Consider the following 20,045-nt stretch of genomic DNA (forward strand, 5'->3'; position numbering starts at 1 on the left):
GGTCCGGGTCAAGCCAATGGAAAATCTGGCGGCTGCGCGCTCCCCGGGCTAGCCTCGCGTTCGATGCGCCACAACCAGGCCAGCAATTCCGCCACCGCAAGATATAGCGCTGGCGGAATCTTCTCGTCAAGGTCGACATGCATGAGAAGCTGCACGAGTTGTGGAGAATTATGGACGTAAACACCCGCTTCACGCGCGCGCGCCACAATGGCCTCGGCCACGAAGCCTCTGCCCTTCGCCACGACCTCCGGCGCGCCACCCCGCTCGCGGTCGTATCGCAAGGCAACAGCCTCGCGCTCACTGTGCCCTAACTCGGCGCCGGCTTTCTGGGTCATGGCGCAGAAGCTGCGGGCTCGGACTGCAGCGTCAACTCGTCCATCTGCAGGCCTGCGGCTCGCAGTGCCTGGCCCAACTCCTCGCCCCGGACCCGCAGACGATGGAGTGACGCTTCGTGCTGGCTCAACTGCAATTGCACCCGCACGCGCCCACCGGCACCCAGATGCACACTGGCCACGAGCGGCCCCAGGTTCGGCAGATCAAGCTCGAGCACTGAAGTCCAGCCGCAGGCCTCCGGAGTTGGTGCCAAAGGACCGTGCCCCGCATCGTCGGGCTCAATGCGCCATTTCATCTGCTGGCCCGCCCAGATTTGCCCTGTCCATTGGACGGACCCCTGCGCCAGGGTGGCAAGTTGCTGCTGCACCAGGCCCACTAAAGACGCCGGAATATCGCCACCGTTGGCTTGATGCGGGGATGGGAGTGTGAGCAGACTCGTGTATGCAACGAGTGCCTGCTGCGCGTGAGCAACCGGGATCGGCGACGCGGACAGCTGAGGTAGCGCCTGATCTGTTTGCACACCCGTTGCTGACTGCCCCATTTGTGAGGGCCCGGTGCCGGTGTAGGGTGGAGTGGCCCTGGCTTCCGCAGCAGCGGGGTTGCCGGAAGCGGGCGCGCCAGTCTGAGTCTGAGACCCAAGTGGCTGCGTGCTCGGCGATGCCGAATACTGGGCTTGCGGTTCGGCCAGCAGTGCCGTCAAAGGCAACCGTCCCTGCGCCCACGCGACAAGGTGACTTTCGTAGAAAAGGCCGCTGGCGTGGATTGATTGCGCCAGTTGAGACGCCAGTTGTCCAGCGCTTCCGGCCCTGGATGGCGCCCATACCGGGCGAGCCGACTGCATCGCATGGGGCTGTGGCGTCAACTGCTGCAACCGCCCGAGCAATTGCGCTGTCGGCGAGAGCTCGATCGCGTCTGCCACGGGTGCGCTTGCGGGGGCAAGCAGGAAGGTCAGGGGCGTGCCGGGCTTGGGCTGCGGTGCAAGCGTGCCTTGGACCGTTGCCTGCGAATTTGGGTTGTCGAGCGCGGCAACCACGATCAGCGGCAGCATTTGCCCCTTGGCATAGCTGCCGGGCAGCGTGGCCGCAACCAGGGTCTGACCCAGTCGCAGCAAAACCTGGCCGTCTGCCTGTGTCTGTACGACTTCAGCCATGATGCGCGTGCCGGGCGGCATCGCAAGCGATGTGGCTTGGCTGCCGGACGGCGTTGCCGCCCGGCTGTCGAGTGTGGCGCCGCCAGCCGGGGAAATCGGCAAGGTTGATGCGGGATTTGGAATGCCGCTCACGCCTGGCTATCCACCAGCCTGAGCATCAACTCGGCCTCAGCCTCGCTCAACCCGCAACGAGCAGCTATTGCACGCACCGTCATCCCTTGCGCGACAAGTTGCTGCATCAACCCAAGCATTTGTGTTCGCAACTCCGCCTGTGTCGGTGCCACGCCTGCACGGGCTCCAGACGCAGCCGCCTGCACTGTGTCTGTTGGAGGTTTGATCTCGGTTTGTCTCTGGGTTTGCACTGCGCTCGGTTGCGCCACGGAATCGGGGGAAGGGGATGCCTCCGCGCGGGACGGCAGGCTGTTCTCGACCGCTTGCGCATCGGGCGTCGGGGCGTCAGGCCGAAGGCGAAAGATCGCACCCGCACCGGCTCGCCTCGGATCGGCAGTCCTGCTGTCAGCGCCGGTCCGGTCCTCGGCCCGATAATTTTCCAACACCGTGATGCGCGCGCGCTCGTGGTCGAGTTGCGTGACGATCTTGCGCATCATGGCCATGAGGCCGAATTGCAGCAGGATGATGAGTGCTGCGAGCACTAGCAAAAAAATGATCATGATGAATGACAGGGGCTCCGTAAATGGCATCCGCACAGTTGCCAATCATCCTGGTTACGCCAGCTCATCTATCTGGCCGCTGCGCGGACTCTCGGGTTCTCCCGAGGCCGACGACCCGCCACCAGGTGCTGTCTTGGCTTCAGGTGATCCGCGCTTTGGCGGCTTGCGCTGCGGCTCCTGGTGGGTTCGCGACTGGTTGCTCACCGGCTTGACCGGTGCCCACGGCTCCACAGGCCCAACCGGATTGACATCATCGCTCTGGCTCATGTTCGCCCTTCCTACCGGACCGGCCCGGGTTTTACCTCAATCAGGAGCCAATCCCCTGAACTTGCATACACGCCAATCTCAATGCGCGAAAAAACTCTGCAGGCGGCTCTCGATGATGCGCGGGTTTTCGCCTTCTGCGATGGCGACAATCCCTTCGACAACGAGCTCCTGTAATTTGGCCCTCTCGTGAACAATGCCCTTCATCTTGTTCGCAACTGGAAGAAAAAACAAGTTGGCTGAGCCCACACCGTATATGGTTGCCACAAACGCCACCGCGATGCCCTCGCCCAGTTTGCTCGGATCTGCAAGATTTTCCATCACGTGGATGAGGCCGAGCACGGCCCCCAAAATACCCACCGTCGGCGCGTAACCACCAGCCGATTCCAGGACTTTGGCGGCCTGACCGTCATGGTGCTCGATCGCCCCGATTTCTTGTTCAAGCGTTGAGCGTATCTTCATGGGATCGGTGCCATCTACCAGCATCTGAAGCCCCTTGTGCGTGAACGGATCGGCCACGTCATCGACCAGTGATTCGAGCGAAAGAAGCCCGTTTCTGCGCGCCGCGTCGCTCCATTGCAGGATCATACTGATTGCGGCGCGTGGATCCATAGCTGGCGGCCTCACCACCCACGGCAGCATCTTGAGCGAGCGCAGGAATACGGGAAGCGGGTATTGCAACATGGCCGCGCCAGTGGTGCCGCCAATAACAATGAGGAAAGCCGTAGGCTGGACGATCGAGGCGATATGCCCGCCTTCAAGGAGTTGCCCGAGAAGGATGGAGCCCAGAGCGATAACAAGGCCTGCGATGCTAAGGATGTCCATAATTGACGGCGGCAAGCTCGTGGTTGGCGTCCGGGGCTCAGCCTGCACGCCCAGCGCCATGCGCCTGAAGACTGGCGCGCAGGCGCATGACTGCCTGCTTCATCAACTGGCTCACGCGCGACTCACTCACCTCGAGCACTTGGCCGATTTCCTTGAGCTGCAGGTCCTCCTGGTAATACAGGGAAAGGATGAGGCGCTCGCGCTCGGGCAGATCGAGGATGGCAAGCTGAAGGTCACGCTCGAGTTGCTCATCCTGCAACGCTGCGTCGGGCTGTGCGATTGAGGTGTCGGCATGGCGTTCGGTGTAATCGGAGCCCTCACCCAACGTGAGGTCCTCCAGATAGACGAGCTGCAAGCTGCTTTGTGCCAGCGCCCCGTGGTAGACCTCGATCGACCATCCGAGGTGCTCAGCAATCTCCAGGTCTTCGGGTGGCCGGCGCAGGCGTTGGGTAAGACTCTGGATAGCCTTTTGGATTGCCCGTTCTTGCGTGCGGCTGCGGCGCGGCAACCAGTCCTGGCGCCGCAGCTCGTCGTAGATTGCGCCACGGATACGGATCGCCGCATAGGCACCGAATTGCGAAGGTGATTGCTCCTGACCGCGCTCCAGCGCATCCCAGAGCCCGATCATGCCTGCCTGCTCGAGATCGGCAATGTCCACCGAGGCTGGGAGTTGCGCCGCCATCTGCCCCGCGATACGACGCACCATCGGCAGGTAGCGTGCCAGGCGCTCCTCCCGAGATTCGATTGGGTTGTACACGACAGGTTTCATCCGGGATATAGGCTGGCGATCATGCTGACGCGGCGGACTGTTCGGCCTGCAACCACTGCGCCATGAAAAACTCGATTTGTCCGCCAGGCCCCTCGGGCAGCGGCCACCCCTGCACGCGTGCGCTCAACGCCGCAAAAGCCACTGAGGCCGGGCTTTGAGGTGCGCTTTCGACGACAGCGCGCTGCGCTCGTACTGCGGCGCGCAGCGCAGCGTCCAGTGGAATTGCTCCGACAAGGTCCAGCGAGACGTCCAGGTAGCGGTCAGCCACGCCACAAATTTTGGCAAAGAGGGCCCGGCCCTCGCGCGCATCACGCACCATGTTGGGCAGCAAGTGAAAGCGCTTGAGCCCATACTGTTTCGACAACACTTTGATCAGTGCATAGGCGTCGGCCACCGATGCGGGCTCGTTGGACAGCACGACGACGAGATGCTGCGCGGCGCGACTGAAGGTCAGTACGTCGCCCGAGATGCCCGCCGCGCAATCGACGAGCAGATAATCGAGCTGAATGTCCAGCCTGCTCACCGCGTCGATCAAACGCGACTGGCTCTGCGTATCGAGCGCAGCCATGTGCGCAACGCCGCTGGAGGCCGGCAATACCCAGATGCCATGAGGTCCCTGCACCAACACCTGCTCAAGTGTCTTCTCGCCCGATAGCACGTGCGAAATGTTGTAGCGAGGCGCCAGCCCAAGAAGGATATCAATGTTGCCCAAACCCAGGTCAGCATCGAACACCAGTACGCGGCGGCCCGCCATGCCGAGGCGCACCGCCAGATTGGCAACAACGTTCGTCTTGCCAACCCCACCCTTGCCACTGGCCACGGTAATGACCTTCGTGGCAGGCCGTTGCAGGCGACGCAGTCCTTCGGCTTGGTCCATGGGTCTCATCCTCAGCGGCTCGAGGCGCCAGCAAGCTCGATGCCTGCGCCAATAGGGTCCCGATCCGGGGCTCTGTCACTTTGCAGCAAAGTCACCATCTTAGCGAGCGATGGCACGTGCAGATCCTCGGGAACACGCTGGCCGTCGGTGTAGAACCAAAGGGGTAGTCCGCGTTCCACGAGCCATTGCAGCGCCGCGCCAAAAACTGGAGTCTCGTCGAGTTTGGTGAGAATGCACGCCGCAACCGGTAGATGGCGGTAGATCGCCCAAAGTGCGTCATAGAAGCCCAGTCCCATGCCGCCGTTGATCAGCATCAGCCGGGTCACGCGGTCGCCGAATGCCTGAAGCCACTGCATCTGCTCGGCCAGACGGGCGTCGCGCGGCGACAGGCCGATGGTGTCGATGAGCACGAACGCGCGGTCAGCAAACGCTTCGAGGTGGTCCTCGAGCTCCTTCGCATCGCGCGCCACCGCCACGGGAACCCCGAGAATGCGCCCGTAGATCTTGAGTTGCTCCACGCCTCCAATACGGTAGGTATCAGTGGTGACGAGGGCAACGGTCTGGGTGCCGTGGCGAAGAACCAGGCGCGCGGCGAGCTTGGCTATCGTTGTGGTTTTACCCACACCGGTGGCACCCACCAAGGCGTAAATGCCTCGTGTAGCCACCGGCTCGTCTGGCATGGCCAAGCGCTGCACGATATCCGACAGGGCGGAGTTGAGCTCGGCTGCCCCTGCAGCAGCCTGCTCCGCATATGCTGGGGCAAACCCCAGGCTTTGAAGCCTCAGGGACAAAGGCGACGCTGATGCGCCGTGGCTGGGTGCACTACTGGCGACTGTGGTCTGTACCCACTGCCGCAGCTGCTGAACCTCTTGACGCAGAACACCGATCTCGCTCGACCATACGGGTTGTATCTGGGCGACTTCGGTTGGCGCCGAACTCTGCGCGCCGGACGCCGCCGAACGGATGGGCGCTGCAACGCTGGCGGCAGGCCTCGCTGGTACGGGCGCAGGCCTTGGCGCGGCGGGCGCCGGCGGCTGAGCAATGCCTCGCGGAGCAAGGGCAGGAGCAGGATCGGTGCGTTGTTTCGCCAACACCTGGGGCGCCGGCTTGGACTGGGACGACACGCTGACAGACTGGGCCTGCCCGCCTGCATCTCCAACGGCTTGCTCCGCCTGGATGTGGCTCGCGTCAAAATCCACCGCAGCCATGAGTTCAACACCGCCGACGATTTCGCGGTTCGACAGAATCACGGCGTCCGGCCCCAGGTCGTTGCGAATGCGTGCGAGCACTTCGCGAGTGCTGGTGCCGGTGTAGCGTTTGATTTTCACGAATTACGCTCCGAGAGTGGAGATGATTTTGACTTGTTTCTGATCGGGAATCTCGGCATAGGACAACACCCGCAAGCGTGGTGCCGTGCGGGCCAGAAGCCGGGCGAGAAAGGTACGCAGAGGTGCGACCGTCAGCAATACGGGGCTTGCACCCTGTGCCTCCATACGTTGCATGAGTTCACGCGCGCGCTCCATCGTGCGCTGCGCAAGACCGGGCTCGACAGAGCTCTGGGCCGGGTCCGCGCGAAGGCCAGATAGCAGAATCTGCTCCAGTTGCCCGTCAAGGACCGAAGCTGACAGCTCCCGATTGGAGCCTGACAGCATCTGCACGATGAATGGCCCGAGTGCGAGGCGCACCCGAGCGGTGAGTTCGTCGGCGTCCTGCACCTGCGCCGCGTTCTCGGCAAGCACCTCCGCGATCGTGCGCATGTCGCGGATCGGCACGCCTTCAATCAACAGGTTCTGCAGCACCTTGCGCAGGCGGTCGGCGCTGATCAGCTTGGGAACCAGGTCTTCAACCAGCTTGGGCGATCGTGTGGACAGATGCGCGAGCAGTCCTTCCACTTCCTCGCGGCCGAGCAACTCCGCTGCGTGGGTCTGCAGGATATGGTGCAGGTGAGTGGCAATCACAGTACTGGGATCAACCACGGTATAACCCAGCTGCATCGCCTGCTCGCGTTGCGCAGGCTGGGTCCACACCGCCGGCAAGCCGAAGGAAGGATCGGTCGTGGGCTGGCCTGCGATCGGCCCCAGCACCTGGCCTGGGTTAATCGCCATCAGCATGTCCGGAATCACCTCGCCTGCGCCCACCTCCACACCCTTGAGGGCGATGCGATAGCCTCCTGGCCGAAGTTCGAGGTTGTCCCGGATGTGCACCGGCGATACGAGAAAACCCAACTCCTGAGCAAATTTCTTGCGCACGCCACGAATCCGCATGAGGAGCTCGCCGCCCTGGTTACGATCGACCAGCGCGATAAGGCGATAGCCAACGTCCAGTGACAGAGTGTCGACCGGCTCAATCTGCTCCCAGCTAACGTCCTCAGACTCGGCCGGCGCAGCTGGCGGCGGTGCCGCCGCCATGGTGGCATTCGTGCGCTCGCGCCTGATGCGAAGCCAAAGGATGCCAGCGAGAACACCTGCGGCGAACAGGAACGACAGATGCGGCATCCCGGGAACCAGTCCGACAAAGCCGAGAATCCCGGCAGCAATAGCCAGGACGTGCTTATGGCTAAATAACTGGTTGACGAGCTGGCCTCCGACATCCTGACCCGTGGAGACATTGCTGATGACGATGCCAGCAGCGATGGAAATAACCAGCGATGGAATCTGCGCGACTAGGGCGTCGCCGATCGACAACAGGGTGTAATTCTCGGCCGCCTGCGACAGACTCAAGCTGTGCATGAACACACCGATCACGAGGCCGCCAATCAGGTCAATCACCAAAATCAGGATGGCGGCAATCGCATCGCCACGCACAAACTTGCTGGCGCCGTCCATCGCGCCAAAAAAATCTGCCTCCTGGGCAATCTCGGCGCGGCGCCTGCGCGCCTCGTCCTGATCGATCTGCCCGGCGTTCAGGTCGGCATCGATGGCCATCTGCTTACCCGGCATGGCATCGAGGGTAAATCGCGCACTGACCTCGGCGATTCGCCCGGCACCCTTGGTAATCACCACGAAGTTGATCACCACGAGGATGGCAAAAATGATGATACCTACCGCGTAGTTGCCGCCGACAACGAAGTTGCCGAACGATTCGATGACCTGCCCTGCCGCGTCCGTGCCGTTTTGCCCGTGAAGAAGGATCACACGCGCTGCCGCCACGTTGAGCGAAAGACGTAGCAGCGTGGTGAGCAAAATGGCCGTGGGAAAAGCAGCGAAGTCAAGCGGCCTTGTGAGGTAGAGGGTCACGAGCAGGATCACCATCGACAACGCAATGTTGAAGGTGAATAGCACGTCCAGCAAAAAGGTCGGCAGTGGCACGACCAACATGGTGAGGATCATCACCACCAGGACGGGAGCGGCCAGCACGCGCCAATCCATGCGGCGCAGGGACCGCAGTACCGTGGTGATGCTCAACGATGGAGAGAACGACGTTGCCATGGTCAGTGCACGGGCATGGCTTCGGAGGACGTGTCAATTTCCGCGGGAATCGTCCAGTCGTCCGGCAACGCAGCGTTTTGCGGCATCACACGCAATTGGTAAACGTAGGCCAGAAGAAGCGCCACAGCGCTGTACAACGCGGCGGGTATCTCGCGCTCGAGCTCGCCATAGCGGTACAGCGCACGCGCTAGTGGCGGTGCCTCGACCACGGGGACGTGGGCCTGCGCGGCTAACTCGCGGATGCGCAACGCCACGTGGCCCACGCCCATTGCCAGCACCACAGGTGCCCGCTGCAGGCCCTGCTCGTAGGCAAGCGCCACGGCAAAATGTTGCGGATTGGTGACGACCACGTCGGCCTTTGGTACAGCTTCCATCATGCGCTTGCGAGCCCGTTCTCGCTGCATGCTGCGAATGCGCTGTTTCATTTGCGGGTTTCCCTCGCTTTCGCGCATCTCATCCTGCACATCCTGACGCGACATTTTCAGCTTGCTGTTGAGCTGAAAGATCTGCCACGGCACGTCAACTGCTGCGACCAGCACTGTGGATGCTGCAAGCCAGAAGAATGCCTGCCCACAAAGCATGGCCAGTTGCATTGGCGCACGAGCTGGCTCCACCTGCAGCAATTGCAACAGAGACCCTCGGTCGTTCCACAAAACCAGGGATGCGATGACACCGATGACCAGCGCCTTGAGCACGGCCTTGCCCAATTCGCCCAGGCCCGTACGCGAGAACATGCGCTGCACCCCTGTGATCGGATCCAGGCGCGTCCAGTCAGGCGTCAGCGCCTGAATGCTGAACACCCATCCGCCAATCGCCAAGCCTCCGGCGAGGCTAGTGGCAACCGTCAGCAGGAGAATAGGCACGAGCACAAATACGCCATACAGGCCAACATGGCTGGCCAGCCGCAACATTTGTAAAGGGTCGCGCGCCGCCGCAGACGGGATCGAAAGACCGCTGCGCAGCATTGCGCCTCCTTGCTGAAAAACCCAGCCCCCCCCATAGAACACGATTGCTCCTACGCCAAGCAGCAATAAGGTGGACGTGAGATCGCGCGAACGCGCCACCTGCCCTTTCTCGCGAGCCTGTTGCTTTCGCTTCTGTGAAGCGGGTAATTCCTTGTCCTGGGCGCCTTCGTCAGCCATGGTGGATACTCAACGCACCGATGCCTGCTGGAGCAGGCGGGTGGAAAGATCGAGGCCGACTTCCACCAGATGGCGTACCACGGTCTGCATCGCGGGCATCAAGAGGTACAAACCGACGAAACCCAACGCAAAGAACAGCGGAAAACCAATAGCGAAAAGATTAAGCTGAGGCGCCAATTTGCTCAGGGTCGCCAATCCCAAATTGGCGATGATGAGCACACCCAGCACCGGAGCCGCCAGCGCCAAGCCCAGGCTAAAGAGCGCGGAGCCCTCGAGCACCAAACTATGCCACGTCGCCGCCCCCACCCCCAGAGATGCCCCCACAGGAACCAGGGAAAAACTACGCGCGAGTACAGCGAGGAGCAGCAAATGCCCGTTTAACGCGAGAAAAAGCAGCATTGCCAAAAGGTTGAGAAAGCTTGCAAGGCTTGTGACTTGCACGCCTTGCACAGGATCAAACAGGGTGGAAAAACCCAGGCCCATCTGCAGTCCGATGACGCTGCCGCCTAGCTGCACGGCAGTGAGGATGAGAGTCATGGATACCCCCACGACACCGCCCACCAATAACTGCTGCAACACCAGCATCCATGACAGACTGCTGCCCAACTGCACGGGCGGCATGCCAGGCAGTGCAGGCGCCAACGCTAAGGCGATTGCCACAGCCAGGCCCACTCGAACCTGCACGGGAATCTGAGAAGCGCCGAAAACCGGGGCCGTACTCAGCATGCCGAGCACGCGAAGAAAGGGCCAGAAGAAGGCGCCGATCCAAGTCTCGATCTGGGTGGACGTGAATTCGATCATGAGCCGATGAGGTGCGGAATGCTCTGGAACAATCGAATGGTGAAATCCATCAACACGTGCAGCATCCAAGGCCCGGCAAAAACGGCGGCCACGCCGATGCCCAGGAGCTTCGGCACGAAACTCAGCGTCATTTCGTTGAGTTGAGTGGCCGCCTGGACCAAGCTCACAACCAGGCCGACAAGGAGCGCCGTGCCCAGCAGCGGCAATGCAATGAGCAGCATGACCCACAGCGCCTGCTGGCCGAGGGAAGTGATGGTCTCCGGGGTCACGTCAAGGGCCTTAGTGCACGAAGCTCTGAACCAGCGAACCGATCACGAGCTCCCAACCGTTGACCAGCACGAACAGCATCAGCTTGAGCGGAAACGACACAGTCACGGGCGAAAGCATCATCATTCCCATGGACATGAGCACGGCCGCAACCACCATGTCAATGATCAGAAACGGGATAAACACAATAAAACCAATCTGAAACGCCGTTTTCAGCTCCGACGTGACGAAAGCGGGGATGAGGAGGCTCATCGGGGTGTCGGCTGGCGACACTAGCGGCTTGTTGCCCGAAAGCCTCACAAATAAGGCCAGATCGTCCTGGCGGGTTTGTGAAAGCATGAATGTCTTCAACGGTGCCGAGCCTGCATCAAGTGCCTGCACCATGGAGATCTGGTTATCCATCAACGGCTTGATCGCCACGTCGTTGATTTTGGAGAGCACCGGATTCATGACGAAAAACGTGAGGAACAAGGACAGTCCAATAATCACCTGGCTGGGTGGAACGGTGGTGGTTCCCAAGGCCTGCTTGAGCAGGGACATGACAATCACGATCCGTGTAAATGCGGTCATCATCAATAGCATGGCCGGCAGAAATACGAGCACGGTCATGAACAGCAAAGTCTGCAAGCTAAGCGTGTATTCCGTCGCACCGCCTGGCACCGGCGTCGCCGTGAACGCAGGTAGCCCTTGCGCCTGCGCCCACGCTGGAACGTACAGCGTGAACAGGATCAATGCTTGACTGAGCTTGCGGAAGGTCGGGTTCATGGACTTCGGTCTTGGGGCACGCCGCGAGTTACAGACTTGCGCAACCAATCCGAAAAGACCAAGGAGGAATCTGTCTTTCGAACTTCGAGCGTTTGCGGTAACACGTGTAAACAGCGCAAGCCTTGGGGGCCGGAGCCCAAAAGCAATTGCTGTTCGCCCACCTGTATGAGCAAAAGTCGTTCCCGCGGCGATAGCGCCAAACTCGTGACAACACGCAGCGGAGCATCGGCTCTGGCCAAGCCTGGCTGTACACGCCTAAGTACACGTAAAGCCACGAAAAAAATCAAAAGGACGAGCGCCAACCCGCCCAAGACACGCAGCAATTCAGACCAAGACAAAGGATTGGACATGGTCGATGGACCTCAAAGGTTGACGGAATTTTGACAAGGCAAATCGATGACTGCCAGCCGGTTGACGCTTGACTGAAGCCGATTTTTGACCCGGTGTACGACGAGCACCGGCATTCGTGCCGGAAAGGATAGCGCGGATGCCCCAGACATCCTGTTTCGAATGAAGCGACTTTCGATAGGCTGTATATTCGTACGGACTATCGTTTTAGCTCCACGACTAGGCAACGCACCTGATCACATCGTCATAGGTGACCGGCGACGTAACCACTGCTCGCTGGGTCAGGCAATGGAACACCAAGCCGCGATAGCGGAGTTTGCGACGGTTGAAGCGAAAGACGAACTCGTCGAGGTATGAGGTAGGCGTTGATCTGGTTATCTCCGAGGGCACCCTTGTCAACGCCGGTTGGAATTTCCCCACCTGTTGTGTGTTGGGTGATTGGCCCGGGCGTGGGCTTCGAGCCTCCTTTGGTGGTCGGCTGGGCCGACGTTTGATGGGCTGAACTGCTGCGGGATCGAGCAGTGAGGCGCGATTGCGTATGGTTTCCGGGATGAAGGTGGCATGCTCGCGCGAGCGATAGGAGTTGCCCTCGATGGGGATGACCACGGCGTGGTGCAGCAGACGGTCGAGCAAGGCAGTGGCCGCCAGTTTTCAGGTCTTGCTGCTGGCCGTGCTCAACGTGGAGCTCAGCCGCCTGTCGATGACACTCGGTGCTGTGTATTTCGGCTATGGATTTGCGGTGGCCCTCCTGGTGGGCCTCATGCTCGTGCAACGCCTCTTTCGCCGCCTCGAATACCAGACCTTCATGCTCCAGGGATAAGGCGCGCATCGCGCGTGTTGCCTTCATCCTTCACGTAAGCCGCGTGCCATTCCCAAGGCAGCGTTGACGCGGCACTGCGGCTTCGTCAGGCTGGAGCCTATGGCCACGGACACGCGTCAGTTCTTCTCCAAGTGATACCGCGCCACAGCCCTGTCCAACAGGCCTGTGAGCGGACTTGACTTTACAGCGCCAGGCCCCGATCCGCGGTGGACTTGGTACCGTAATAATTGTGAATGCTCGTCGCCCATGTCGGGTCGACCATATTGGGCCAGTTGTCCTTGTCGAAGCCCGGTGCGCTTTCGAGGCGGGCCTTGTCGACATTCAACACGAAATATTTGTGGTCGGTGTCCTGTTTCAGGGCGCTCCAAGGTACGGCAAAGAGTTTTTCGCCCATGCCGAGAAAACCACCAAATGACAGCACGGCGTATTCAACACGGCCGGTGCGCATATCCAGCATGATTTCCTTGATCTCGCCCAGATTTTCCGACTGTTCGTTGTGCACATCGGTGCCAATCAGGGTGTCGGCACCCATCAGGCCTGTGCCCCTACCTACATGCAATGTGCCCATGCTGCCGCCGTTGTTCCGGCCTTTGTACATGCCATAGGTGTCGCGCTCTTCGTAGTTCATATCGATCTCAATTCAGAAGGTGGGTTGGGAACGTGCCAAAGCGTCCCAGATTGATTCGTGCCTGAAGACGCTTGCAGTCAAGGTAGGCACATCCAATCGCAGTGTCTGTTTGGCAGCGCACGTAGCCGGCGGGCACCCAGCCGCTGCGCCAGTCCAGGACCGCTTCCAGTTCGATGGATGCCGCGCGTCATCGCGATGGACGGGTGAGAAGGCCGGGGAAGCCGCACCCCCAGCCCCCGCAGAACCAGAGGTAAAAATCACACGGACATCGCGAAATTCGTGCCCAAGGATGCAGGGACACGGTACGTCATCGCAATGGGTGAGCCAGAGACTGGCTGTGCCGACAATTTTTTGTCGCTTTATGTGCGCAACCGAACAGTCCGGAAAAGCCTTCGAGCCTACGTTGCACTTGGCGCAATCCTCTCACCAAACCTTCGCCGCGGGAAACCGCGAAACGCCAGCCACCTTTTGCCACAGCTCATCCCCCAAAGCCCCAAAAGCCGAAGACATTCAATACCCAACTTGCACATGCTTTCCCCAATTTTCCTCGCGCTGCTCGTGGTTGGCTTGTTCCTGGCAACGTCTCTGAAAATCATCTATGAATATCAACGCGCCGTCGTCTTTCCGCTTGGGCGGTTCCTGAAGGTCAAAGGACCGGGACTCATCTTCGTGGTGCCGGTCTTCCAGCGGATGGCGCGAATGGATTTGCGCACCGTCGTCCATGAGGTTCCGTCTCAGGACGTGATTTCGCGCGACAACGTCTCGGTCAAGGTCGACGCGGTTCTCTATTTCCGCATCGTTGATCCGGAAAAGGCCTTTATCCAGGTGGAAGACTATTTTTCGGCCACCAGCAAGCTGGCGCAGACGACGCTTCGCGCCGTCCTGGGCAAGCACGATCTGGATGAAATGCTCTCGGAGCGGGGAAAAATCAACGCGGACATCCAGACCATACTCGATGCACAGACCGAAGCCTGGGGCATCAAGGTCAGTGTGGTTGAGATCCGCAATATCGAACTCACCGAAGACATGGTGCGTGCAATCGCCAAGCAGGCCGAGGCCGAGCGTGATCGCCGCGCCAAGGTGATCCATGCGGACGCCGAGTTCCAGGCGGCGCAGACGCTGGTGAACGCACCCGCCATCCTGGCCTCCGCACCGGGAGGCATGCAACTGCGCTATCTTCAGACCCTCTCCGAGATCGGCACGGAAAAGAATTCCACAGTCATTTTCCCCATGTCCATCGATCTGTTGACATCCTCCCCGCCCTTGGCTTTCGCCACCGCTTGCGCGGGAAGGACGGGGATTCCTGCGGCGCTACGCATGCGTGACCTCGTGCGCAGTCGCTTCGGTGGGTTCCTGCTTCATCGAGGGGCCCGAATGCGCCACCTCTCCACAGGCTGCAACGCGGTGTCCCCGCGCCAGAATATTCATCGCGCCGACCACATCGGCGTGATGCGCGTAGCCACACGCCACGCACTTGAACTGCGACTGCGTGCGGCGATTCTCAGCCGCCACATGGCCGCAGCATGGGCAGGTGCGGCTCGTGTGGTGCGGCGGCACCGCCACGAGCCATCCGCCGCTCCACTGGAGCTTGTAGTCCAGTTGCCGGCGAAACTCGGCCCAGCCCTGGTCCAGGATCGACCGGTTCAGGCCGCTCTTGGCCCGAACGTTCCTGCCCGGTCGCTCGGCCGTGCCCGCAGCGCTGCGCGACATGTTCTTCACCTGCAAGTCCTCGATACACACCATCGCGTGGTTTTGGCTGATCGTGGTCGTGGCCTTGTGCAGGGCGTCGCGCCGGGCATTGGCGATACGGGTGTGAAGGGTCTGAACCCTCCGTTTGGCCTTGTGCCAGTTCTTGCTGAACTTCACCTTGCGGCTCATCGCCCGCTGGTACCGCGCAAGCCGCACCGCGTGCGTCCTGAAACTGTTCAGTGGTGCCAGGAACGTGCCGTCGCTGAACGTGGCAAATCGGGCAATGCCCACATCGATCCCGATGGCGCGGGTGGCGCTCGGGATGGGCTGCTCGACCTCACGCTCGGTCTGGATCGAGATGAACCACGTGCCGCCGCTGCTGGACACCGTGACGTTGCGCACCGCGCCGAGCACCGTGCGGCTGTTGCGCTAGCGCAGCCACCCCAGCTTGGGCAAGAAGATGCGGCTGTTGGCCGCATCGAGCTTGATCTGTTTCGGATCCGGGTAGCGCAAGCTCGCGCCCTGGCCTTTCCTCTTGAAGTGCGGGAAATCGGCGCGTTTGGCGAAGAAGTTGGTGTAGGCGCGGTCCAGATCCTTGAGCGCGTGTTGCAACGGGTGGATCGGCGCATCCTGGAGCCACGGCGTCTCTGCGCCGTTGCGCCAGGCCGTCAGATGCCTGGCCATGTCGACGTAGCGGATGAATCGTCCGCCCGCCTCGTGGTTCGTCTTCTGCAACGCCAGCGCCTTGTTGAACACGAACCGGCACGAACCCGCGAAGCGTCGCATCTGGCGCTGCTGCTGGCCGTTTGGCCGAAGCTCGAACTTGAACGCCTGGAGTCGCTTCATGACTGGGTGAATGTACAGCGCATCGGGCGCCACTTCAAGACCAACAAGGATGCCTGTGGCATCCACGATCGGCATAGGGGGCGGCGGTGAGCCGCGCCCCTGCCACACCACCCGGCATGCGGGTCCGCACCGGGCGGTTCGAGAAGTTGAGGTCATGCGAGTCGTGGGAAGCCCAGGGTGTCGAAGTACGTGACCGTGAGGACGCGGTTCAGTCCGGCTCCGCTATGCCGCCACCAGTGGCCTGCACCGCGTGCAAGTTGCACCGCCACCTCATGGGAAGCGCCCAGCGCCCTCAGACGGCTGTAGACCGTCGTGCCGGTACGCCAGTGCCTGAGTTGGATGGCGCGCAGCCGGTGTCGGATCCAGGAGTCCAGGTTCTTGAAGATTTGCGGGGTCTGCGCCAGGCGGAAGTACGCCTTCCACCCCGGCAGGTAGCGCCGCATCTTCTTCGCAACCTGCGCCATGCTCTGGCCGCCGCTCCTCTTGGTGATGGCCCTGACGCGCCGTTTGAACGTGTCGATCGCCTTGGGGGCCACCGCGATCTTGACCGTGTCGCCTGACCACCGCCGGAGGCAGTAGCCCAGGAATTTGCGGCCAAAGACGGAACCCACTTCGGTCTTCTTCTCGTTCACCCGCAGGTGCAGTTGCGCGTACAGCCTGCGCAACCATCGCAGGACCCGCTCGCCCGCCCGTTGGCTGCGAACATAGACGTTGCAGTCATCGGCATAGCGGGCGAATCGGTGCCCACGTCGGGCCAGCGCCCGGTCCACATCGTCCAGCAGAACATTGGCCAGCAGCGGCGACAGCGGCCCGCCCTGCGGCGTGCCTTCGTCCCGTGCAACCACCACGCCATTCAGCATCACGCCGGCTTCAAGGTATCGGCGAACCAACCGCAGTACGGCCTTGTCGTCGATCCTCTTGGCGAGGCGATCCATCAGGATGTCGTGGTTGACGCGATCGAAGAACGTCTCCAGGTCAACATCCACGACCACCCGGTAGCCGTCCTGCGCGTAGCGCTGTGCCTGCAGCACGGCGTCGTGCGCGCTTCGGCCCGGACGGAAGCCATAGCTGAACTCGGAGAACGTCGGATCGATCAGCGGCTGCAGGATTTGCAGCAAGGCTTGCTGAATGAGCCGGTCAGTGACGGTGGGGATACCCAGTTCCCGCACGCCGCCCGTCGGCTTCGGGATTTCCACGCGGCGCACGGCTTGGGGCCGGTAGACGCCTTCGCGGATTTCCTGCCGAATGCGCGGCCATTGGGTCTTGAGATGCTCAACCGTCTGCTCGATGGTCAGCCCATCGACACCTGCACTTCCCTTGTTGGACTTGACGCGTTTCCACGCCTCGCCCATGTTCTCGCGCGAGAGGACCTGCGTCAACAGATCACCTCGCCCCAAGCCTTCGCGTCCGCCTCCCGCCAGACGAGCTTCATCACGCCCCGCTACGCCTCGGGCTTCACCCGAACCGTCGGCGATGCGCCCGGGTTGCCCCGGCTTCTGATGCGATGCCCTTCCAAGAGTCACGGCCTCCAGCCTTCCTTCTCGTTTGGCCCTTCGCCCGGTTGCCCGGGCTACTACGGCCTTTGCTGACTTCTCGCTTGCAGCCACGTGGCCGGCACCCTTTCAGGTTTTAGGCGAGATCTCCCCAGGTAAGAACGCGATCCTTCGCCGCACAACCGCCGGATCTACGCGACTTCGCCTTGACCACAGTAAGCGTCCAGCGAACCCATCTTGACCCCTGCAGTAAGAGTCAGGTGCTGACGGCAGGGGTGTTGGCTTTGGCCCAGTTGTGCGGCAGCAATTCGCCCAAGCGGCTGTTGGGCCAGGTGGGTAGCTTCGTCAGCACGTCCTTGAGATAGGCCCAGGGGTCGACCTCGCACAGCTTGGCCGATTCGATCAGCGTCATGAGCACCGCGGCTCGGCTGCCGGCTTGGGGCGAGCCCACAAAGAGCCAGTTTTTGCGGCCCAGGGCGAGGGGACGAATGGCGTTTTCCACGGGGTTGTTATCGATGGGCACGCGCCCATCGCTGGCAAACACGCACAAGGCGCTCCAGCGGCCCAGCGCATAGTCGATGGCCCGCGCCGTGGCGTCCGCCTTGGCCAGGAGTGGGCGCTGGTCGAGCAGCCAGGCGTGCAAGGCATCCAGCAAGGGTTGGCTTTGGTGCTGGCGCATGACGGTGCGCGCATCGGGCGGATGCTCCCGAAGGGTCTGCTCGATGCCATACAAGGCCCCAATGCGCTCGAGTGCCTCCTGCGCGATGGCGCTGCCGGCCAGCTTGTGCGCCTCGAAGAACTTGCGCCGCACATGCGCCCAGCAACCCGCTTCGACGATCGAGTCCTGGGCATGGAGGGCGGCGTAGCCGCTGAACCCGTCGGTCAGCAAGGTCCCTGACCAGTCCTGCAGGAAGTCGCGCGCATGCGCACCGGCGCGGCTGGCGCAATAGTCAAACACCACGGCCGGGGTCAACGCGCTGCGGTAGACCCAGACATAGGCGCGGTGCGTCTTGCCGGTGCCCGGGGCCAGCTCGGCCACCGGGGTCTCATCAGCGTGCAGCACGGGCTGCGCCAACAGATGGTCTTTGAGTGCCTGGGCCAGCGGCTCCAGGCGCACGCCACAGATGCCCACCCACTGCGCCATGCTCGAGCGCGGGATGTGCGCGCCGCTGCGACGATAGATCTCCTCCTGGCGGTACAGCGGCAGGTGATCGTCATGCTTGGCCAGCACCACCTGCGCCAGCAGGCCGGGAGCGGGGATGCCCTTGTCGATGATCTGGGCCGGCATGGGCGCAGCCAACACCGTCTGGCAGCATGCGCAGGCGTACTTGCCGCGGATGTGCCGGTGCACGAAGAAACGCGTGGGCTCGCAGTCGAGCTGTTCGCTGATCTCCTCACCGATGCGGCGCAGGGCGTGGCCCTGCGGGCACCGCCCCGACTCGATCTCGTAGCGGTGTTCGATGCGCGGCAGCTGGCCCGGCAGGGGCTGGCGTTTGGGGCGACGTTTGCCTGGGGCTGTGCGCTCCTCATCGGCTGCCCGGTCCTCGGCCTGTTCCTCGGCTTGCAGCAGCGCCTGCGTCTTGGCATCGAAGAGCTCGCCCTGGGTGTCCAGTGCCTCGCTCGATTGCCCAAAACGCCATTGCTTGAGGCGCGCCAGCTCGAAGCTCAGGGCCTCGATCTTCGTCTGCTTGAACTTCAGATCCGCCTGCATGCGGGCAATGACCGCACGCGCGTACTGCGCCGTCGGATCGTCCCCCAGGGCCTGCAGTCGGTCGGAATCGATGGCGTCGAGCATGGGCACATTCTCGCGCGCGTGAGCGTGCGCGAGCAGTGGGAGTTGTCCGGATCGACAACCGCCAGCGCCTACACCACGGCAATGGCCGCTGCCGTGGCGTGCGCCGTCATCCGCTGCCACGGCAGCCCGGCCACCAGCCAGCGCCATTGCTGCTCGCTCAGGTGCAGCGCCTCACGATCGTCCTGCGGCCACGCGAACCGGCCTTCTTGCAGTCGGCGCGTGCACAGCCAGATCCCCGCGCCATCAAACACCAGCACCTTCAGCCTTGTCGCGCTGCGGTTGGCAAACACGTAGGCGTGGTGCCGCTGCGCTGAGCCAAACCGGGCCACAACCTGGCCCAGCAGGCTGTCCATGCCGCCGCGCAGATCACTGGCACCCACCGCCAGCCAGACGGCCTCAATGCGCAGCATGGCTCACCCCAGCCAGGCTCGCAGCCACTGCGCGCACTCCGCCGCATGGGCCACTGGCCAGTCGATCTGCGCCCGCCGAGCGCCAGCCACGCAGGTGATGCGCGCGTGGGCCGGCAGCGCATCGGCGGCCACCGCACCAGACCTCGGGCTGAGCCTGGCTTGCACGAACCCGCTCGCACGCGCAGGCACCTCCTGCCCTGCCAACTGCGCCCGCCAGCGCGGTGCGTGTGACAGCCAGCCCCGAAGCTGCCCGTAGCTGACGCCATGGCTTTGGGCAAAAACCTCGGCACGCCCACCGCTGGCCTTGAGTTCATCGAGGATCGCCAGAATCTCCCCAATCCTCTCCTCACTGAGCTTGTCTGATCGCATGCAGCCTCCCAAAACCCCAAGCTTCGCTCAGCCGTCCTTCACTGAAAAGATGGGTTCGCCAGACGCATACTGACCACAAAAGCTTTGCAGCGATAGGCCTGCTCGCCTTGCTCGGTCGCGCCTCGTATCCGGTTCTTGTTCATCAGCTCGCGGTTTCATTCCATGCTTCCTTCCCACGCTCGGTCACCCTTGCGCAGTTGCACTTCCTTTCGCTCGCTGTGGTCAGCTTGCGGGAGGACTTCCACCTCCAAGATCGCGCCCATGCTGGGCGCACCTGTCCTTCCTCCCCGTGCACGGGGAGGTTTGCCGCGCATCTGATCATCGAGAAAGAGGCCCAGACCCAATAGTGCCCCGG

Annotated in this window: 20 protein-coding genes and 3 pseudogenes; 2 read left to right on the forward strand and 21 right to left on the reverse strand. The window is 62.1% G+C overall.

The genetic code is table 11. The annotated features are described in order from the left end of the window. Positions 1 to 8: 8 nt before the first annotated feature. The 15 genes and pseudogenes from CD04_RS0106100 to CD04_RS24455 all read right to left on the reverse strand — a co-directional run. Positions 9 to 335 carry an EscU/YscU/HrcU family type III secretion system export apparatus switch protein gene (locus CD04_RS0106100; protein ID WP_031405059.1) on the reverse strand — a complete coding sequence of 109 codons (327 nt, stop codon included), beginning with the start codon at positions 333 to 335 and terminating at the stop codon, positions 9 to 11. Further along, positions 332 to 1,615: a flagellar hook-length control protein FliK gene (locus CD04_RS22505; RefSeq protein WP_156030122.1), complete on the reverse strand. Its 1,284-nt coding sequence runs from the start codon at positions 1,613 to 1,615 to the stop codon at positions 332 to 334. Before CD04_RS22505 ends, CD04_RS0106100 begins: the two co-directional genes overlap by 4 nt. After that, positions 1,612 to 2,154 (reverse strand): DUF2802 domain-containing protein, encoded by a 543-nt coding sequence (locus CD04_RS0106115; RefSeq protein WP_197033045.1) that lies wholly within the window; start codon positions 2,152 to 2,154, stop codon positions 1,612 to 1,614. Before CD04_RS0106115 ends, CD04_RS22505 begins: the two co-directional genes overlap by 4 nt. Before the next feature lie 54 nt (positions 2,155 to 2,208). Further along, the gene (locus CD04_RS23620) at positions 2,209 to 2,421 is read right to left on the reverse strand and encodes a hypothetical protein (RefSeq protein WP_156030124.1); all 213 of its coding nucleotides are present in this window, start codon (positions 2,419 to 2,421) and stop codon (positions 2,209 to 2,211) included. A 78-nt stretch (positions 2,422 to 2,499) separates the two neighbouring features. Next, positions 2,500 to 3,243, reverse strand: a complete 744-nt coding sequence (locus CD04_RS0106120; RefSeq protein WP_031405065.1) for a flagellar motor protein — start codon at positions 3,241 to 3,243, stop codon at positions 2,500 to 2,502. Positions 3,244 to 3,280: 37 nt separating this feature from the next. Beyond that, positions 3,281 to 4,000 (reverse strand): RNA polymerase sigma factor FliA, encoded by a 720-nt coding sequence (gene fliA, locus CD04_RS0106125; RefSeq protein WP_231480486.1) that lies wholly within the window; start codon positions 3,998 to 4,000, stop codon positions 3,281 to 3,283. Positions 4,001 to 4,031: 31 nt separating this feature from the next. Beyond that, positions 4,032 to 4,889 carry a MinD/ParA family protein gene (locus CD04_RS0106130; RefSeq protein WP_031405069.1) on the reverse strand — a complete coding sequence of 286 codons (858 nt, stop codon included), beginning with the start codon at positions 4,887 to 4,889 and terminating at the stop codon, positions 4,032 to 4,034. 11 nt (positions 4,890 to 4,900) lie between these two features. Beyond that, positions 4,901 to 6,217: a flagellar biosynthesis protein FlhF gene (gene flhF / locus CD04_RS0106135; RefSeq protein WP_051848981.1), complete on the reverse strand. Its 1,317-nt coding sequence runs from the start codon at positions 6,215 to 6,217 to the stop codon at positions 4,901 to 4,903. Between the two features lie 3 nt (positions 6,218 to 6,220). Beyond that, complete coding sequence (gene flhA / locus CD04_RS0106140; protein WP_031405072.1) at positions 6,221 to 8,317, reverse strand: flagellar biosynthesis protein FlhA; 2,097 nt, start codon at positions 8,315 to 8,317, stop codon at positions 6,221 to 6,223. A gap of 2 nt (positions 8,318 to 8,319) precedes the next feature. Further along, a complete protein-coding gene (gene flhB / locus CD04_RS0106145) occupies positions 8,320 to 9,459 on the reverse strand; it encodes a flagellar biosynthesis protein FlhB (RefSeq protein ID WP_031405073.1) in 1,140 nt (379 codons plus the stop codon). A gap of 9 nt (positions 9,460 to 9,468) precedes the next feature. Beyond that, on the reverse strand, positions 9,469 to 10,260 hold the full coding sequence (fliR, locus tag CD04_RS0106150; RefSeq protein ID WP_031405075.1) for a flagellar biosynthetic protein FliR: 792 nt from the start codon (positions 10,258 to 10,260) through the stop codon (positions 9,469 to 9,471). Next, on the reverse strand, positions 10,257 to 10,529 hold the full coding sequence (fliQ, locus tag CD04_RS0106155; protein WP_031405077.1) for a flagellar biosynthesis protein FliQ: 273 nt from the start codon (positions 10,527 to 10,529) through the stop codon (positions 10,257 to 10,259). The genes fliR and fliQ overlap by 4 nt, the downstream gene beginning before the upstream one ends. A 10-nt stretch (positions 10,530 to 10,539) precedes the next feature. Then, positions 10,540 to 11,292, reverse strand: coding sequence for a flagellar type III secretion system pore protein FliP (fliP, locus tag CD04_RS0106160; RefSeq protein ID WP_031405078.1), 753 nt, complete (start codon positions 11,290 to 11,292; stop codon positions 10,540 to 10,542). Beyond that, a complete protein-coding gene (fliO, locus tag CD04_RS23030) occupies positions 11,289 to 11,642 on the reverse strand; it encodes a flagellar biosynthetic protein FliO (RefSeq protein ID WP_081857823.1) in 354 nt (117 codons plus the stop codon). The genes fliP and fliO overlap by 4 nt, the downstream gene beginning before the upstream one ends. 217 nt (positions 11,643 to 11,859) lie before the next feature. Continuing rightward, positions 11,860 to 11,997 (reverse strand): annotated as a pseudogene (locus tag CD04_RS24455) (IS1595 family transposase); the annotation flags it as partial. Positions 11,998 to 12,277: 280 nt separating this feature from the next. On the opposite strand from CD04_RS24455, the gene CD04_RS0106165 reads away from it, so the two are divergent. After that, the gene (locus tag CD04_RS0106165) at positions 12,278 to 12,460 is read left to right on the forward strand and encodes a hypothetical protein (protein WP_369792777.1); all 183 of its coding nucleotides are present in this window, start codon (positions 12,278 to 12,280) and stop codon (positions 12,458 to 12,460) included. A gap of 181 nt (positions 12,461 to 12,641) precedes the next feature. Here CD04_RS0106165 and CD04_RS0106170 read toward each other — a convergent pair whose 3' ends face one another. Continuing rightward, positions 12,642 to 13,088: a PRC-barrel domain-containing protein gene (locus CD04_RS0106170; protein WP_031405082.1), complete on the reverse strand. Its 447-nt coding sequence runs from the start codon at positions 13,086 to 13,088 to the stop codon at positions 12,642 to 12,644. 528 nt (positions 13,089 to 13,616) lie between these two features. Here CD04_RS0106170 and CD04_RS0106175 point away from each other — a divergent pair. After that, positions 13,617 to 14,342 (forward strand): annotated as a pseudogene (locus tag CD04_RS0106175) (slipin family protein); the annotation flags it as partial. Between the two features lie 57 nt (positions 14,343 to 14,399). Here CD04_RS0106175 and CD04_RS23035 read toward each other — a convergent pair. The 5 genes and pseudogenes from CD04_RS23035 to CD04_RS0106195 all read right to left on the reverse strand — a co-directional run bounded on the left by CD04_RS23035 (position 14,400) and on the right by CD04_RS0106195 (position 19,690). Next, a pseudogene (locus tag CD04_RS23035) lies at positions 14,400 to 15,623 on the reverse strand (RNA-guided endonuclease InsQ/TnpB family protein). Positions 15,624 to 15,775: 152 nt separating this feature from the next. Then, complete coding sequence (gene ltrA, locus CD04_RS0106180; protein WP_031405085.1) at positions 15,776 to 17,146, reverse strand: group II intron reverse transcriptase/maturase; 1,371 nt, start codon at positions 17,144 to 17,146, stop codon at positions 15,776 to 15,778. Positions 17,147 to 17,372: 226 nt separating this feature from the next. Next, positions 17,373 to 18,911 carry an IS66 family transposase gene (locus CD04_RS0106185; RefSeq protein ID WP_031405087.1) on the reverse strand — a complete coding sequence of 513 codons (1,539 nt, stop codon included), beginning with the start codon at positions 18,909 to 18,911 and terminating at the stop codon, positions 17,373 to 17,375. A gap of 68 nt (positions 18,912 to 18,979) precedes the next feature. Next, on the reverse strand, positions 18,980 to 19,321 hold the full coding sequence (tnpB, locus tag CD04_RS0106190) for an IS66 family insertion sequence element accessory protein TnpB (protein WP_031405088.1): 342 nt from the start codon (positions 19,319 to 19,321) through the stop codon (positions 18,980 to 18,982). A gap of 3 nt (positions 19,322 to 19,324) precedes the next feature. Continuing rightward, positions 19,325 to 19,690 carry a hypothetical protein gene (locus CD04_RS0106195; RefSeq protein WP_031404100.1) on the reverse strand — a complete coding sequence of 122 codons (366 nt, stop codon included), beginning with the start codon at positions 19,688 to 19,690 and terminating at the stop codon, positions 19,325 to 19,327. Between the last annotated feature and the right edge of the window lie 355 nt (positions 19,691 to 20,045).

Origin of the sequence: Thiomonas sp. FB-Cd, from assembly GCF_000733775.1 — a bacterium.
Classification (GTDB): Bacteria; Pseudomonadota; Gammaproteobacteria; order Burkholderiales; family Burkholderiaceae_C; genus Thiomonas_A.